12 protein-coding genes are annotated in these 16,285 nt (G+C 60.5%); 3 read left to right on the plus strand and 9 right to left on the minus strand.

Annotated features, from left to right (window positions below):
* The first annotated feature begins 7 nt into the window (after nucleotides 1-7).
* Nucleotides 8-1,144: a pyrroloquinoline quinone biosynthesis protein PqqE gene (pqqE, locus tag AC07VV_RS08395; RefSeq protein ID WP_495036320.1), complete on the plus strand. Its 1,137-nt coding sequence runs from the start codon at nucleotides 8-10 to the stop codon at nucleotides 1,142-1,144.
* On the plus strand, nucleotides 1,110-2,918 hold the full coding sequence (locus AC07VV_RS08400) for a S9 family peptidase (protein ID WP_495035980.1): 1,809 nt from the start codon (nucleotides 1,110-1,112) through the stop codon (nucleotides 2,916-2,918). The genes pqqE and AC07VV_RS08400 overlap by 35 nt, the downstream gene beginning before the upstream one ends.
* A 3-nt stretch (nucleotides 2,919-2,921) precedes the next feature.
* On the opposite strand, the gene AC07VV_RS08405 is transcribed toward AC07VV_RS08400, so the two are convergent.
* The 4 genes from AC07VV_RS08405 to AC07VV_RS08420 form a co-directional block, all read right to left on the minus strand.
* Complete coding sequence (locus AC07VV_RS08405; RefSeq protein WP_003228885.1) at nucleotides 2,922-3,080, minus strand: YqaE/Pmp3 family membrane protein; 159 nt, start codon at nucleotides 3,078-3,080, stop codon at nucleotides 2,922-2,924.
* A gap of 107 nt (nucleotides 3,081-3,187) precedes the next feature.
* Nucleotides 3,188-3,508: a helix-turn-helix domain-containing protein gene (locus tag AC07VV_RS08410; RefSeq protein WP_039768053.1), complete on the minus strand. Its 321-nt coding sequence runs from the start codon at nucleotides 3,506-3,508 to the stop codon at nucleotides 3,188-3,190.
* Nucleotides 3,501-3,857 (minus strand): type II toxin-antitoxin system RelE/ParE family toxin, encoded by a 357-nt coding sequence (locus AC07VV_RS08415; protein WP_495035981.1) that lies wholly within the window; start codon nucleotides 3,855-3,857, stop codon nucleotides 3,501-3,503. Before AC07VV_RS08415 ends, AC07VV_RS08410 begins: the two co-directional genes overlap by 8 nt.
* 252 nt (nucleotides 3,858-4,109) lie before the next feature.
* Entirely contained in the window at nucleotides 4,110-5,393 is a 1,284-nt protein-coding gene (locus AC07VV_RS08420; protein ID WP_493065742.1) for an aspartate aminotransferase family protein, read from the minus strand.
* 169 nt (nucleotides 5,394-5,562) lie between these two features.
* On the opposite strand from AC07VV_RS08420, the gene AC07VV_RS08425 reads away from it, so the two are divergent.
* Entirely contained in the window at nucleotides 5,563-6,492 is a 930-nt protein-coding gene (locus AC07VV_RS08425; RefSeq protein WP_495035982.1) for a LysR family transcriptional regulator, read from the plus strand.
* A gap of 227 nt (nucleotides 6,493-6,719) precedes the next feature.
* On the opposite strand, the gene AC07VV_RS08430 is transcribed toward AC07VV_RS08425, so the two are convergent.
* The 5 genes from AC07VV_RS08430 to AC07VV_RS08450 all read right to left on the minus strand — a co-directional run bounded on the left by AC07VV_RS08430 (nucleotide 6,720) and on the right by AC07VV_RS08450 (nucleotide 16,249).
* Nucleotides 6,720-8,498: an acyl-CoA dehydrogenase C-terminal domain-containing protein gene (locus AC07VV_RS08430; RefSeq protein ID WP_495035983.1), complete on the minus strand. Its 1,779-nt coding sequence runs from the start codon at nucleotides 8,496-8,498 to the stop codon at nucleotides 6,720-6,722.
* Between the two features lie 184 nt (nucleotides 8,499-8,682).
* Entirely contained in the window at nucleotides 8,683-10,479 is a 1,797-nt protein-coding gene (locus tag AC07VV_RS08435) for an acyl-CoA dehydrogenase C-terminal domain-containing protein (RefSeq protein ID WP_495035984.1), read from the minus strand.
* A gap of 90 nt (nucleotides 10,480-10,569) precedes the next feature.
* The gene (locus tag AC07VV_RS08440; protein ID WP_249483358.1) at nucleotides 10,570-11,859 is read right to left on the minus strand and encodes a GGDEF domain-containing protein; all 1,290 of its coding nucleotides are present in this window, start codon (nucleotides 11,857-11,859) and stop codon (nucleotides 10,570-10,572) included.
* Between the two features lie 208 nt (nucleotides 11,860-12,067).
* Nucleotides 12,068-14,182 carry a cytochrome-c peroxidase gene (locus AC07VV_RS08445; protein WP_495035985.1) on the minus strand — a complete coding sequence of 705 codons (2,115 nt, stop codon included), beginning with the start codon at nucleotides 14,180-14,182 and terminating at the stop codon, nucleotides 12,068-12,070.
* 261 nt (nucleotides 14,183-14,443) lie between these two features.
* Complete coding sequence (locus AC07VV_RS08450; protein ID WP_096817852.1) at nucleotides 14,444-16,249, minus strand: phenylacyl-CoA dehydrogenase; 1,806 nt, start codon at nucleotides 16,247-16,249, stop codon at nucleotides 14,444-14,446.
* Nucleotides 16,250-16,285 lie beyond the last annotated feature (36 nt).

Genomic DNA, 16,285 nt, shown 5'->3' on the forward strand with positions numbered 1-16,285 from the left:
GTCATCGGTGCAAGTCCCGGCCAAACCGGAGATCGGCCTGCCGCTGTGGCTGCTCGCCGAGCTGACTTACCGCTGCCCGCTGCAATGCCCGTACTGCTCCAATCCTCTGGATTTCGCCGAGCAGGGCAAAGAGCTGAGCACCGAGCAGTGGATCAAGGTATTCCGCGAAGCGCGGGAGATGGGCGCGGCGCAACTGGGCTTCTCCGGCGGCGAACCGCTGGTGCGCCAGGACCTTGCCGAGCTGATCCGCGAAGCGCGTCAGTTGGGCTTCTACACCAACCTGATCACTTCCGGCATCGGTCTGACCGAACAGAAGATCAGCGACTTCAAGAAGGCCGGACTCGATCACATCCAGATCAGTTTCCAGGCCAGCGACGAGCAAGTGAACAACCTGCTTGCCGGCTCGAAAAAGGCCTTCGCACAAAAGCTCGAAATGGCTCGTGCTGTAAAAGCCCACGGCTATCCGATGGTGCTGAACTTTGTCACCCATCGGCACAATATCGACAAGATCGACCGCATCATCGAGCTGTGCATCGCGCTCGAAGCGGACTTCGTCGAGCTCGCCACCTGCCAGTTCTACGGCTGGGCGCAGCTCAATCGTGTCGGCCTGTTGCCGACCAAGGAACAACTGGTCCGCGCCGAACGCATCACCAATGAATACCGCGCCAAGCTGGAAGCCGAAGGGCATCCGTGCAAACTGATTTTCGTCACCCCGGACTACTACGAAGAGCGCCCGAAAGCCTGCATGAACGGCTGGGGCAGCATCTTTCTGACGGTCACGCCGGACGGCACCGCCCTGCCCTGTCATGGCGCCCGACAGCTGCCGGTACAATTTCCCAATGTGCGCGATCACAGTATGCAGCACATCTGGTACGACTCGTTCGGCTTCAACCGCTTTCGCGGCTATGACTGGATGCCCGAGCCATGCCGCTCCTGCGACGAGAAAGAACAGGACTTCGGCGGCTGCCGCTGCCAGGCCTTCATGCTTACGGGCGATGCCAGCAATGCCGACCCGGTGTGCAGCAAATCCGAACATCACGGTGTGATCCTCAAGGCCCGCGAAGAAGCCGAGCATGCCACCCAGACCATCGAACAACTGGCCTTTCGCAATGAACGAAACTCGCGCCTCATCGCCAAAGGCTGAGCCTTTCAGCGCCACTGCCGCCGTTGCTGCCGGCGTGGATTTCGCCGAGCTGCAGCTCGGCGCCCATGGCTTGTTCTGGAATGAATACCGACCTGCAGACGCCGCGTGCCGGATCTGGCACTGGCGCGATGGCGTGGCGAAATGTCTGACGCCTGCGGGTTTCAGCGTTCGCAGTCGGGTGTACGAATATGGCGGTGGGGCGTTTTGTCTGACGCCTGAGGGGTTGGTTTTCGTCAACGAGGCGGATCAACAGCTGTATCGCCAGACGCTGGACGGCGAGCCCCTGGCATTGACGTCGGGCGAGTGCCGATACGGCGATCTGCATTTCGCCAACGGTCAGGTGCTGGCTGTAGAGGAGAACGGTGATTACCATCGACTGGTGGCTATTGATCTGGCGAATGGCGCCCGCCATATGTTGATGGAAGGTGCGGACTTTTACGCAGCGCCGAGCATCAGCCCGGATGGCCAGCGCCTGGCATGGATCGAGTGGAGCCGGCCGCATCAACCTTGGACGTCCACTCGATTGATGCTCGCCGAGCGCTCGGGTAACGGATTTTCCGCCTCACGTTGCGTGGCTGGAGAAACCTTTGAAGAGTCGATCCAGCAACCGCGCTTCGATGCCAATGGCCGACTGGGTTGCCTGACCGACCGTGGTGGATATTGGCAACCGTGGGTCGAGTCTGCAGACGGTTTGCAACCGATGCCCTGTGCCGCAGCCGATCACGCGCCGGCCCCATGGCAACTCGGCGGCTGCACCTGGCTGCCCACCGACGAAGGCTTTTTGGCGAGCTGGAGCGAAGGCGGTTTTGGTCGCCTGACGCTCAACGGCGAAGACTTCACCGGCGACTACAGTCGGTTCCGTCATCTGGCTGTCGATGATCAGTTCATTTACTGCATCGCCGCCTCCCCCGTCAGCCCTTCTGCGGTAATCGCCATCGATCGCGAGTCGCGTGAAGTGAAAGTGCTGGCCGGCGGCGTTGCACCGCTGCCCGCCGATCGCATCAGCCGACCGCAAACCCTGCGCTATCCCAGCGGTTCGGGTGAAGCGCACGGCTTCTTTTACCCGGCCACCAATGGCGATGAGAAGCCGCCGCTGGTGGTGTTCATCCACGGCGGCCCGACGTCGGCGTGTTACCCGATGCTCGACCCGCGCATCCAGTACTGGACGCAACGCGGCTTCGCCGTCGCCGACCTCAACTACCGTGGCAGCAGCGGCTATGGCCGGGAATACCGGCAAGCGTTGCATCTGAGTTGGGGCGCGGTGGATGTCGAGGATGCCTGTGCGGTAGTGGCTTACCTGAATGATCGCGGCATGATCGACGGCGAGCGTGCATTCATCCGTGGCGGCAGCGCCGGTGGTTACACGACGTTGTGTGCCCTGGCGTTCCATCACGTGTTCCGCGCCGGCGCCAGCCTGTATGGCGTCAGTGACCCGGTGGCTCTGGCCCGCGCGACACACAAGTTCGAAGGCGATTATCTGGACTGGCTGATCGGCGATCCCGAGCAAGACGCCGAACGCTACGCAGCCCGCACGCCGTTGCTGCACGCAGGCAACATTCGCGTACCGGTGATTTTCTTCCAGGGTGAACTGGACGCCGTGGTCGTGCCGCAACAGAGCCGCGACATGGTCGCGGCTCTGGAGCACAACGGCATCGAGGTCGAAGCGCACTACTACGCCGACGAACGCCACGGCTTCCGCCGGGCCATCAATCAGGCCCATGCGCTGGAACAGGAATGGCGCTTCTACCGGCGAGTGATGGGTTTGACGGATTGAGACTCAGCGCTTGGCGATGATGTACACCGCGTGCACGATCCCCGGGATGTAACCGCACAGCGTTAGCAGAATGTTCAGCCAGAACGCGCCACCGAACCCGACCTGCAGAAACACACCCAGTGGCGGCAACAGAATGGCAATGATGATTCGAATGAAGTCCATGGGTCAGCTCCTGATTGGGGGTTGGCTCACCTGAGCCATACAAGCTAATCGACCTGTGCCGTTTGTCAGGGTTCAGTGCTTTTGCCAGTCAGCGCGCAGAAGGCCACTCAAGCCAGAATTTGCAGACCGTGTTTCTGCACGATACTGAGCAGCTTCAGAGCCATGCCGCTCGGATGCTTGTCTCCTGATTCCCATTGCTTGACGGTCGACGCACTGGTGTTCAAATAGCGCGCGAACACTGGCTGGCTGACGTTGTTGCGCTCACGCAACGCCTTGATCTGCTCCGCCGGGATCGCATCTGGAACCGCCGCAAGGCACGACTCATCAAACTCACGCATCGTTGCCTTGCTGATAGCGCCGACTGCATGCAGAGCACTTGCCGACTCGTGCACTGATTCAAATACGTCACTTTTGAATTTTTTACTCATGAGTTATCTCCACAAACGCTTTCATGACCAACAACCCCTGAATCTGCTCTTCGGTAAGTTGCGCATAGGCTTTCGCCAGTTTGCGCAGCTCCTTCAGCTCCGCAGAATTGATGTTGCTCCGATCCTTTTTGGCGAACAGCACCTGATAAATCCAGTAGTGCCCGCCTTTGGCCAGAACAATCGAACGGTGGCGGTTTTCGTTCAGGCGCTTCTTCCAGACACCGCCTCCCAGATTGTCCGCTTGACCATCAAGCATCTCGGTAAAAGCCTCGCGGAGCTCTTCGTCGGTGATCCATGCTTTGCTGGCCTGTATCGCAAAGCCTTTTGTCTTGAACAACCTGAACGACATCGGTATCCCTTCCAAAAAAACATACCACTCAGTGGTATAGATTACAAAGCCCGCCTTTCGACAATGTTGGTCTGCTGGCCTCGGCAATCCTTGCCGAGGCCCACTAAAGAAACACCGCAGTTGCCAATCCTCAAGCACTAAACCGCACTCGCAAAACCCGGCCACAAAAAAACGCCCCACGCCAAAAGAATCAGGCGTGGGGCGTGCGTTATACCGCGAGACGGTTCTTGAGTTCGGGTGGGAAACTTCAGCTCAGACGGCAATCCCTTTGCGGCATTGCAGTTGCGCGGTGCGTACCCGGGAGAAGGCTCGGGCCAGGCGCAGGAGCATTTCGTCGATGTTGGCCTTGCTGACCGTGAGCGCCGGGGTAAAGCGCAGGCAGTTGGCTTGTGGGGCGTTGAGCAGCAAACCTTCATGGAGCGCGGCTTTGACGACGGCCTCGGCGGAGTCTTCCGACAGGGTCAGCCCCCAGAACAGCCCTTGCCCGCGCAACTCGCCATGTTCATAACGATGGGCCAGACGAGCGAGCCCTTCGCGCAGATGCTGGCCGTTGTCCCGGATCTGTTCGAGGAATGCGCGGTCCTGCACGCTGTCGAGCACCACTAGCCCTGCAGCGGTCATCAGCGCGTTGCCGTGATGAGTACCGCCCAACTCGCCGGAGTCGAAACAGCAGGCCTTGCCTCGCGCCAGCAATGCCGCCAGTGGCACGCCACCGCCGAGGCCTTTGCCGAGCACGACGATATCGGCGCGCACGCCATAGGATTGTTCGGCGAGCAAGGTGCCGCAGCGGCCGATGCCGGTCTGCACCTCGTCGAGAATCAGCAGAATCCCCAGCTCACGGCACAGGCGCTCGACACCCTTGAGGTAATGCTCAGTCGCAGGAATCACACCGGCATCACTCTGAATTGGCTCAAGCATGATCGCCACGGTCTGCGCATCAACCGCCGCGTGCAGCGCCGGCAGGTCGTTGAACGGCACCAGATCAAAGCCCGGCAGCAGCGGCGCAAAGCGATTGTGCAGGTTGCAACTGTCCGACGCCGAAATCGTCGCCAGACTACGTCCGTGACAACCTTGTCTGGCGACGATGATCCGCGAGGCGCCACCGCGATGCAGTTGACCCCATTTGCGCGCCAGTTTGATCGCAGCTTCACAGGCTTCGCTGCCACTGTTGAGCAAATAGGCTTGATCACTTGAGGTACTGGCACACAGGCGCTCGGCGAGGCTGAGCATGCCGCGATTGTGCAGATTGAAGCCGGGGTTGATCAGGGCCTGGGCCTGGCTGGCGATGGCTTTGACCAGCGCCGATGGGCTGTGGCCCAGGCTGTTGGCGCCGCCCGCCTGGGAAAAGTCCAGATAGGCGCGGTCATTGCTGTCCCACAACCAGGAACCTTGGCCGCGAACAAATACCTGTTGCGGGCGTTCGACGCTGGGCATCAGGCGCTCGGCATTCAGGCCGTCAGCGGCATCCGATTCATGGGTTTCAAAAGCCAGGTCATCGAGGCTCGGCGTCTGGCGCCGCAGGCTGAACAGATTCATTGCAAAAAGCCTCGCAGGAGGTTTTTTGAACTGCCTATGTAATCGTTATCGAAACAATCGCTGGTCATTGCCCTTTCCGGCCCTGTAAGCCCCGTGGATGCGGTTAGACTAGGCTCACACACGGCCGCCGGCCATTTCGATTTCTCAGCATTTTCGATAAGTGTTACTTATGGATTTCAAACAACTGCGTTATTTCGTCGCGGTCTACGAAGAAGGTCACGTCGGGCGTGCCGCCGAGCGCCTGTCAATCTCCCAGCCTGCGCTGTCCCAGCAGATTCGCCATCTGGAGCAGAACCTCGACGTCACCCTGTTCGAACGCAGCAGCAAACGCCTGCTGCCGACCCTCGCCGCCCATACGCTGTACAACCACGCCCTGCCACTGCTCGACGGCATGCAACGCGCGCGTGAGGCGCTGGGCAACTTCAAGGGGCAGGCGCTGCGCACGCTGGCGATTGGCGTACTGCAAACCGTGCACACCAGCCTGGTGCCGCAAATGCTTGAGCGGGTGCGCAAGGCCCAGCCGCATCTGGTGGTGCAGATTTATGAATTGACGGGGCTGGAGATCGAGCGACGCCTGCTCAATGGCTCGCTGGACATTGGCATCAGTTATCTGCCGCCACGCCAGCCGGGGCTGCACGGCGTGATGCTGTACGAAGATGAACTGACGCTGGTCATCCCGGCGGATCATCCGCTGCGTGAATTCAAGAAGGTTTCAATGAGCCAGGCCGCCGAACTGCCGATGTTGCTGCTGGGCGAGGAATTCCAGATCCGCCAGATCTGGCAGGCGCAACTGGCCAGCCTCGGACGACGCCCGCAAGTGCAGGCGGAACTGAACAACATGGTGGGGATTCTCGACAGCCTGCCGCACACACGTCTGGCGACGGTGCTGCCCGGTCGTTCGCAAAAGGAGTACGACGATCAGGATCTGCTGTGGAAACCGCTCAGTGAACCGCGTGTGCCGTTGAAGGTCGGGCTGGTGTGTCGCGACGTACAACGCCAGCAGGCGCCATTGGCCTTGCTGCGAACCTTGCTGGAAGAGGTCATGCAGCGCGAGGATAAACCGCTCAAGGGCGCGCCGGCCCTGGATTCGCTGAGCTGAAAACTTTTCTGCGGGCAAAAGAAAACCCCGCCGAAGCGGGGCTTTGCAGACTGTTTCCCTGACATCCATTTCACTCCGCCACCCTGGCAGAATCCTACGTGTCCGTGTTGTTGCTTTGCGCTTCCTGCGCGACGTCCATGAAATGTAGATTAGCTCTGGATCCAATTTGCGCATATGGGAGAACAGCAGCACGTCATGTAAGAGATTGCTTACATGACGTTACATCATCAGAACTGCCCGGCATCCAGCAGGAACAGCGACTCGCTGCCAGCCTTGACCGACGCGCTCAACGAGTGAATCCGCGGCAGCAGACGGGCGAAATAGAACCGCGCAGTACCGAGTTTGCTCGCGTAGAAATCGTCCTGCGCTTCTTTGCCCAGCGATGCCTTGGCCATCAGTGCCCACATGTAGGCGTAGGAAACGTAGCCAAACACCTGCAGATACTCGACCGACGCCGCACCGATTTCGTTCGGATTGGTTTTCGCCACGTCCAGCAGCCACGAGGTCAGTTCGTCGAGGGTGTCGACGGCGTCATTCAGCGGTTTGGTGAACTCGCCGAGATCGGCACTGGCGGTCGCAGTGAAATGGCGGATCTCGTCGGCGAACAGTTTGTAGAACGCGCCGCCGCTGCCGACGATCTTGCGACCCACCAGATCCAGCGCCTGAATGCCGTTGGTGCCTTCGTAGATCTGGGTGATGCGTACGTCACGCACCAGTTGCTCCTGGCCCCACTCGCGGATGTAGCCGTGGCCGCCGAAGATCTGCTGGCCGTGGACAGTGGTTTCCAGACCCAGATCGGTCAGGAATGCCTTGGCCACTGGCGTCAGCAGCGCAACCAGGTCCTCGGCACGTTTACGGGTGGCGGCGTCTTCACTGAACTTGGCGGTATCGAGCTGCATCGCCACGTAGGTGGAGAACGCACGGCCGCCTTCGTTCGAGGCTTTCATGGTCAGCAGCATGCGACGCACGTCCGGGTGGACGATGATCGGGTCGGCAACCTTGTCCTTGTTCTGCGCGCCGGTCGGCGAACGGCTTTGCAGGCGGTCGCGGGCGTATTCGATGGCGTTCTGGTACGAGCGCTCGCCGGTAGCCAGGCCTTGGATACCGACACCCAGACGCTCGTAGTTCATCATGGTGAACATCGCCGCCAGGCCCTTGTTCGGCTCGCCGACCAGGTAACCCACGGCTTCGTCGAAGTTCATCACGCACGTGGCGGAGGCCTGGATGCCCATCTTGTGTTCGATCGAACCGCAGTTCGCCGGGTTGCGCGCGCCCAGGCTGCCATCGGCATTGACCATGAACTTCGGCACCAGGAACAGCGAAATGCCTTTCGGCCCCGCCGGCGCGTCCGGCAGCTTGGCCAGCACCAGGTGGATGATGTTTTCGGTCAGGTCGTGCTCACCGCCGGTGATGAAGATCTTGGTGCCGCTGACCTTGTAGGAACCGTCCGCCTGAGGCTCGGCCTTGGTGCGGATGATGCCCAGGTCGGTACCGGCATGCGGCTCGGTCAGGCACATGGAACCGGCCCAGACGCCGGCGTACATATTCGGCAGGTACGCGGCTTTCAGCTCTTCGCTGGCGTGGGCGTTGATCGACAGGCAGGCGCCGGCAGTCAGCATCGGATACAGACCGAAGGACAGGCTGGCGGAGTTGACCATTTCTTCGACCTGAGCCGACACGGCCTTGGGCATGCCCATGCCGCCGTACTCCGGATCACCGCCAACACCGACCCAGCCGCCTTCGGCATAAGTCTGATAGGCCTGTGGGAAACCGGCCGGTGTGGTGACGGCACCGTCGGCCCAATGGCAGCCTTCTTCGTCGGCGGCACGGCTCAGGGGCGCGATGCTTTTGCTGGTGACCTTGCCGGCCTCTTCGAGGATGGCTTCGACGGTTTCGGCGTCGACAGTCTCGGCCAGTGCCGGCAGTTCGGCCCAGAGTTTGGCGACTTCGAACACTTCATTGAGGACGAAGCGCATATCGCGCAGCGGCGCTTTGTAGTCAGCCATGGCAAACCTCGCAAAGATCAAAACAGGTGATTCGTGGAAGGGTGTTTTCGTTGAGTCGGAGTGTAACCCAACAACTTTTGCGACACATAGGGTCAGGCGGTGACTGATTTGTTATTTTTAGTCACCAGCAATCAGCCATAAAGAAGCCCGCAATCAGCGGGCTCTTTTGTTTAACAGTGGCGTGTTACAGCGAGAACAACTGCGCCGGCAATTTCATCAGGCAATCACTGCCCGCCTCAATCGCCGCGCGATGCGCCGCAGTACGTGGCAACAACCGCTTGAAGTAAAACTCGCACGTCGCCAGTTTGCCCTGGCAGAAATCGCCATCACCCTCGCCCGACTCCAGCTGTGCCTGGGCGACCAGCGCCATGCGCAACCACAGATAGCCGAGGACGATGTAACCGCTGTACATCAGGTAATCCACCGACGCGGCGCCGACTTCATCCGGATTCTTCATCGCCGCCATACCGACCTGCATGGTCAGTTCGCCCCACTGCTGATTGAGGCCATCGAGTTGCGCCACAAACCCGCCCAGTTGCGCATGCCCGGCGTTGGCGGCGCAGAACTTGTGGACGATCTTGGTGAAGTTGCGCAGCAATTTGCCTTGGCTGCCAAGGACTTTGCGCCCGAGCAGATCCAGCGCCTGAATGCCGTTGGTGCCCTCGTAGATCGGTGCGATCCGGCAATCGCGGACCAGTTGCTCCATGCCCCACTCGCGGATAAAACCGTGGCCGCCGAACACCTGCATACCGTGGTTGGTCACCTCCAGACCGGTGTCGGTCATGAACGCCTTGCAGATCGGGGTCAGGAACGCCAACAGGTCTTCGGCCTCCTGACGCGCGTCCGCGTCCGGACTCAGGTGCGCGACATCGAGCATTTGTGCGGTGAAATAGGTCAGCGCGCGGTTGCCTTCGTTGAAGGCTTTCATGGTCAGCAGCATGCGTCGCACGTCCGGGTGGACGATGATCGGATCCGCCGGTTTGTCCGGGGCTTTGGCGCCGGTCAGGGCGCGCATCTGCAGGCGGTCGTTGGCGTATTTGATTGCACCCTGGAAACTTGCTTCGCCCAGACACAGGCCCTGCATCCCGGTGCCGAGGCGCGCGTGGTTCATCATGGTGAACATGCAGTTCAGGCCCTTGTTCGGCTCGCCGATCAGGAAGCCTTTGGCGTCGTCGAAGTTCAGCACGCAGGTGGCCGAGGCCTTGATGCCCATCTTGTGCTCGATCGAACCGCAGGAAACGCCGTTGCGCTCCCCCGCCTCACCGGCTGCATCCGGCAGGAATTTCGGCACGATGAACAGCGAAATCCCCTTGGTCCCGGCCGGTGCGTCCGGCAGTTTGGCCAACACCAGGTGAATGATGTTGTCGCTCATATCGTGCTCGCCGGCGGAGATGAAAATCTTGCTGCCGGTGACCGCGTAACTACCGTCGGCCTGAGGCACGGCGCGGGTCTTGATGATGCCCAGGTCGGTGCCGCAATGGGCTTCGGTCAGGCACATGGTGCCGGTCCACTGGCCCGCAGTGAGTTTGCGCAGATAAGTGTTTTTCTGTTCCTCGGTGCCGTGGGCGTGGATCGCCGACATGGCGCCGTGGGTCAGGCCCGGGTACATGCCCCAGGAAGTGTTGCTGGAGGCGACCATTTCGCTGATCACCAGCCCCAGCGAACTCGGCAGGCCCTGGCCGCCGTAGGTCGGATCCGCCGCCAGACCGTGCCAGCCACCTTCCACGTATTGTGCGAAGGCTTGCTTGAAGCCTGTAGGCGTTGTCACCACGCCGTTGTCGAAATGGCAGCCCTCTTCGTCACCGCTGCGATTGAGCGGTGCCAGAACGTTCTCACAGAACTTCGCGCCTTCGTCGAGGATCGCGTTGACCATGTCCGGGCTGGCATCGTGGGCGCCAAGGGCCGCGTACTGGGTGTGGAAGTCAAAGACGTGATCGATCAGAAAGCGCATGTCGCGCAGGGGAGCTTTGTACTCGGGCATGGTGGCTTCTCCTTCAGCAGATTTCTCCAACCTACTGCCGGCCACCCTGCCCCACAATCACTGTCCAGACGCTGAATGCGCCGTCATCACTCAACCTGCGGCACTGTCCATGCGCACCGCGCCACGGCGGTTCTGACCGAATGCGATCACGCAGTTCCGGCCTGCGCCTTTGGCGGCGTAGAGCGCCTCGTCGGCGGATTTGAGAACCTGCTCCGGGTTGCGCTGCTCTACACGTTCGGCGACGCCGATGCTCACCGTCACGGACACACTGGACGCACCGGAACCGGCCCGACGCTGGCGACCCTGTTGGTCGTCCTGCGGGCGGTTTTCCTGGTTGCGCAACTGGATGTTGTAGGACGCGATCGACTCGCGGATGACTTCCAGGTGCGGCATGCACTCTTCAAGGGTCTTGCCTGCAAACACCAGAGCAAATTCCTCACCGCCATAGCGATACGCCCTACCGCCGCCGCTGATTTTTGACAGCTTGCTGGCGACCAGACGCAAGACCTGATCCCCCACGTCGTGACCATGGGTGTCGTTGAATTTCTTGAAATGATCGACGTCGCTCATCGCCAGCACATAGTTGCGCCCCAGACGCTGCATACGCTCGTTGAGTGCGCGACGGCCCGGCAGGCCGGTGAGTTCGTCACGGAAGGCCATTTGATAAGCCTCGTGCGCTACGGCCGCCGCAATCATCAGCATCACCTGGCTGCACATGATGTTCAGGGTGAACGGCAGGATGAAGGTTTTCGGCAGCATCCAGAACACTCCGAGCAACCCCACCAGTTGCGCCGCGTGCAGCGGTCGCGGGTTGCGCCAGTACTGCCAGGCCAGCAACAGGAACGCCGAGAGGAACACTGGATAGGACATCTGGATCAGGCTCATCCATGCGCCGTGCAAGGCTGGCCAGCGAATTTCCGAGAGCCACATCAGCAACGCCTGCGGGTAACTTTGTTCCAACCCCAGCGCCACGCTGCCAAACGCCAGCAGCACGGCAAACCGCGCCACCATGTCCTGAAACAGGTGTGTGCGCTCCTGCCACGCGGCGAACAACCCAAACAACAGGGGCAACAGCAGGCAGACCAGATGGAACACCACGGCCGCGTCTTCGCGCACCTTGCCGTTGTCACGGTAATAGTCGGTCTGGGTGTCGAGCAGGAAGTAGGCGATGTACACCGTGACCATCAGAAACAGTTCGCGCTGGCGTCGGTAAACCGCGCAATACGACCCGCCCAACAACAGCACCAGGGTTGGCAGCACGTTGAACAGCGAGGTGAAGAACACGTTGAGGTCTTTGACGTACGCAGCCGCCAACCCCGCAAGCAACAACAGCAGTGAAGGTATGAAATGACTGAAACGTACAGCGGAAGAACGCGGCAAGGGTAAAGCTCCGACCGTCTTGGCAAAGAGATGGCATTGTGCCTGCAATGTGGCCAGTTAAGCACACACAATGTGATCCAGATCACAGGCTGTCTCTTTAACGGCCGAATCCCTCGGTTTCTGAGCCTTCAATCAAGGTTTTTTGCCTGAGAAGCATGAAACTTTCGTCATGGCCATCATGCTTGATGGCCATGACGATCATTTCCACTCAAAGATCGTTGTAGAACGGTTGCAATGGCCCCTCCGCCGCCGGCCGACCTTCAGCGCCGTAAGGCTTGAGATTGAGCGATGCATCCGTTGCCTGACGAGTCGTGACCTTCGGACTGGCCGGGCGCTGGGTCACGGCATTTTCATCCCCGATATGGCCCTGCGGGATCACCAGCGACGGGTGATCGAAAGGCGCCCGTTCCCAGGCAACGCGCGGATCGGTCAGTCCGACTTCCATGAATTTCACCAACGCGTCGATTTCGTCAGGCGTCAGGTTCAGCGCCGTCATGTCCGGATCGAGGTTGGAGGTGTTGTGCTGATTCACCGCCGGGTGCTCGAAACCGCTGGTGTTGTTGGCGTCCTCACCACGCCGATCGCCGCCACGGTTGTAGAACTCCATGACCTGCTTGAGCGTGGCGCGACTGCCGTTGTGGAAGTACGGGCCGGTCAGGGCGATGTTGCGCAGTGTTGGCGTCTTGAACGCGCCGTCGACCGAATCGCGGAACCCGACATTCGGCTTGAGCGTGGCATCGCACGGAATCGCTGCACTCAGCGGTGCTTCAAAGGTACACACGTCGACATCCAGCGGATCAACCGTCCGGCCGCCCTGCAACACACTGTTGTACTGGCGGGTGAAGGACCACGGATTGCCCCAGGCATCCGCACCGCCGAGGGCCAGGTCTTCCGAAGTCGGCCGGACGCCAGTGTTGTAGAAGCCGTTGTCGTAAAGCGTGGTCAGGTTGTCAGCCATTACCATCCGTTCGATGCGCTCACGCGGATGCATCAGCAAGCGACTGGCGGCATTGGTCAGCTCAGCACCGCCATGGCAATTGACGCACTTGCCCTTGCCGAGGAACAGGTTCATCCCCTCGACCTGCTGCGCGTTCATGGCGGTGTGGTCGCCTTGCAGATAGGCATCAATCGGCGCCTGATCGGAGACCAGCGTGGCTTCGTACATCTGAATCGCCAAGCCGAAGAACAGCGGGAAGTTGGCCTCCATCTGGGTGTAGGGTGCGCCACCGACCGAGACGTTTTGCGTGGCGTTCCACAACCGGGGCTGGAAGGCATTCTTGATCAGTTCGCGATAGGTCGGACGCCGCGCGCCTGACACTGGCCCCAGCACCGAATCACTGGAAGAAATCCGCTGCTGCTTGAGCATCAGGGTGTCCAGCATCCTGCGACCGATGTCGGCGAAGGTGCGACCGCCGCAGGACATTTCCACCGGGCTGCCGGGCGGGCCGACGGCTTGCGAGGCGGCAGACGCATCGTTGAGTGCCAGCCTGACTTTGGTGGCGACCGTGCTGCGCTCGCTGGTCACGTAAATCCCCGCATCGGGATCGCGATTGCCGAACGGCGAAAATCCGTTGAACACATTGTTGGCCCGGCCGTCCCAGAAGTTACGCACGTTGAACGCAGCGTTGATCACCGAAGGCGCGTTGCGCCCGGTACTGCGCCGGACGTTGATGCCACCGACCTGGAACAGACCGTCCGGCTGCTGGGTGCATTTGTCGAAGCGCGGCTGATTGGGTTTGACGAAGTTGGCGTCGAACACGCCTTGGGAGCCGACCACATCGTCAGTCGAGTAAACGATCGGCGAGTTGCGCTCCAGCGGATTGCTCAGCACGTGGGTCGGAAAGTCGGTTTTCTTCAGCGTGTAGTTCGGACCGCCCTTGCCGCCGGACAAGGTGGCGTAGGTCGCCACGTCGCCGGGAATGTCGGAAGCCACAAACGGCTTGTTGAAAATCGACGCGACGTTGGCGTTGGTGTTGGCCTGGCCGGGGTTGAGCTGGTTGGCGATGCGGTGATCGACACCGGCATGGTAGTGACAGGAGGCGCACGCTGTGGCGCCGTCGCTGCCGATCTCCATGTCCCAGAACAATGCCTTGCCCAACAGGATCGCAGCCGAACGGTTGAGCACGTAGTCGGTCATCAGGTCGACCTTGCGTCCGCCTTCGGTCCCGGACGGATCGGGAGGCACCATCCCGCGCAACGATTGCAGCGACGGGACTTCCGGCACCGGGGGATCGACTTCGGCGGGGTCGGCGGCCCATGCGCTGTGGACTGACAGCGCGATGGGTAACCAGAAGGTCAAACGAGCGAGTCGACTGATGTTCATAGGCTTCACCCTGACTGTTGTTGTTAAGTGCCGGGCGTCATGCTTCTTTGAGCAGGCAGTTCTCGTTAGCACCGGTAATTCGGACAGTGCAATTAATTGGCCACCCTTCTGGAAATATCTTGAATCAATAAGCGCAGGGGTTCGGCTGAACAAAGCCGTCATCAATGCTGGGGAATCAGCCCCGGGATTGGGGAAATCCGGGCACAAAAAAAACCGCTGCCCCCGAAGGAGCAGCGGTTTTCAGAACGACCGCGTTAAGGCTTAGTAGCCCAGCGAGAAGTTCTCTTCTTTCATGTCCATCAGGTTGTTTGCGCCCGACAGCATGGTTGCCACGTGCGTACGGGTACGCGGCAGGATGCGCTGGAAGTAGAAGCGCGCGGTTTGCAGCTTGGCGGTGTAGAAGGCCTCGTCGGTGGTACCGGCAGCCAGTTTTTCAGCAGCCAGACGCGCCATGTCAGCCCAGAAGTAAGCCAGGCAGGCGTAACCGGAGTACATCAGGTAGTCCACGGAGGCCGCGCCGACTTCTTCGCGATCTTTCATGGCAGCCATACCGACCTTCATGGTCAGCTCGCCCCACTCTTTGTTCAGTGCAGCCAACGGTGCGACGAATTCTTTAACGGCTTCGTTGCCTTCGTTGTTCTGGCAGAACTTGTGGACGATCTTGGTGAAGCCTTTCAGAGCCTCGCCTTGAGTCATCAGCACTTTACGGCCCAGCAGGTCGAGTGCCTGGATACCGGTGGTGCCTTCGTACAGCATCGAGATGCGGCTGTCGCGAACGTTCTGCTCCATGCCCCACTCGGCGATGAAGCCGTGGCCGCCGTAGATCTGTACGCCGTGGTTGGCGGATTCGAAACCGACTTCGGTCATGAACGCCTTGGCGATTGGGGTCATGAAGGCCAGCAGTGCGTCGGCTTTCTTCTTCTCTTCTTCGTCCACGCCGTATTTGACGATGTCGACCTGTTTGGCGGTGAAGTACACCATCGCACGGTTGCCTTCGGCGAATGCCTTCATGGTCAACAGCATGCGACGTACGTCTGGGTGCACGATGATTGGGTCAGCGGCCTTTTCCGGCGCTTTCGGGCCAGTCAGGGAGCGCATTTGCAGGCGATCGCGAGCGTATTTCAGGCCGCCCTGGAAGCCGATTTCGGCGTGGGCCAGGCCTTGCAGCGCGGTGCCCAGACGTGCGGTGTTCATGAAGGTGAACATGCAGTTCAGGCCTTTGTTCGCCGGGCCGATCAGGAAACCGGTCGCGCCGTCGAAGTTCATCACGCAAGTGGCGTTGCCGTGGATGCCCATCTTGTGTTCCAGCGAACCGCAGCTCACAGCGTTGCGAGCGCCAACGGTGCCATCGGCATTCGGCATGAACTTCGGAACGATGAACAGGGAAATGCCTTTGGTGCCAGCCGGTGCGTCAGGCAGGCGGGCCAGTACGATGTGGACGATGTTGTCGGCCATGTCGTGTTCACCGGCCGAGATGAAGATCTTGGTACCGGAGACTTTGTAGGAACCGTCGGCCTGAGGTTCGGCCTTGGTGCGCAGCATGCCCAGGTCGGTGCCGCAGTGCGGCTCGGTCAGGCACATGGTGCCGGTCCATTCGCCGGAGACCAGTTTGGTCAGATAGGCTTCTTGCTGCTCTGGGGTGCCGTGCTCGGAGATGGTGTTCATCGCGCCGTGCGACAGGCCCGGGTACATGCCCCACGACCAGTTGGCTTCGCCGACCATTTCGCTGACAGCCAGGCCCAGCGACTCAGGCAGGCCTTGACCGCCGTGCTCGACGTCATGAGCCAGGCTTGGCCAGCCACCTTCCACAAATTGCTTGTAGGCCTCTTTGAAGCCAGTCGGGGTTTTCACGCCGGACTCGCTCCAGGTGCAACCTTCGATGTCGCCCACGCGGTTCAGCGGTGCCAGCACCTGCTCACAAAACTTGGCGCCCTCTTCGAGAATGGCGTCAACCATGTCCGGCGTTGCGTCTGCGCACGCTGGAAGGCTCTGATAGTGCGCTTCGTAGCCGAGCAGTTCGTCACGAACGAAGCGAATATCACGCAAGGGGGCCTTGTAGTCAGGCATAGCGATAAACCTCTGCTGATGTAACCGGGAATGAAC

Source organism: Pseudomonas sp. GW821-FHT02C04, from assembly GCF_059421845.1.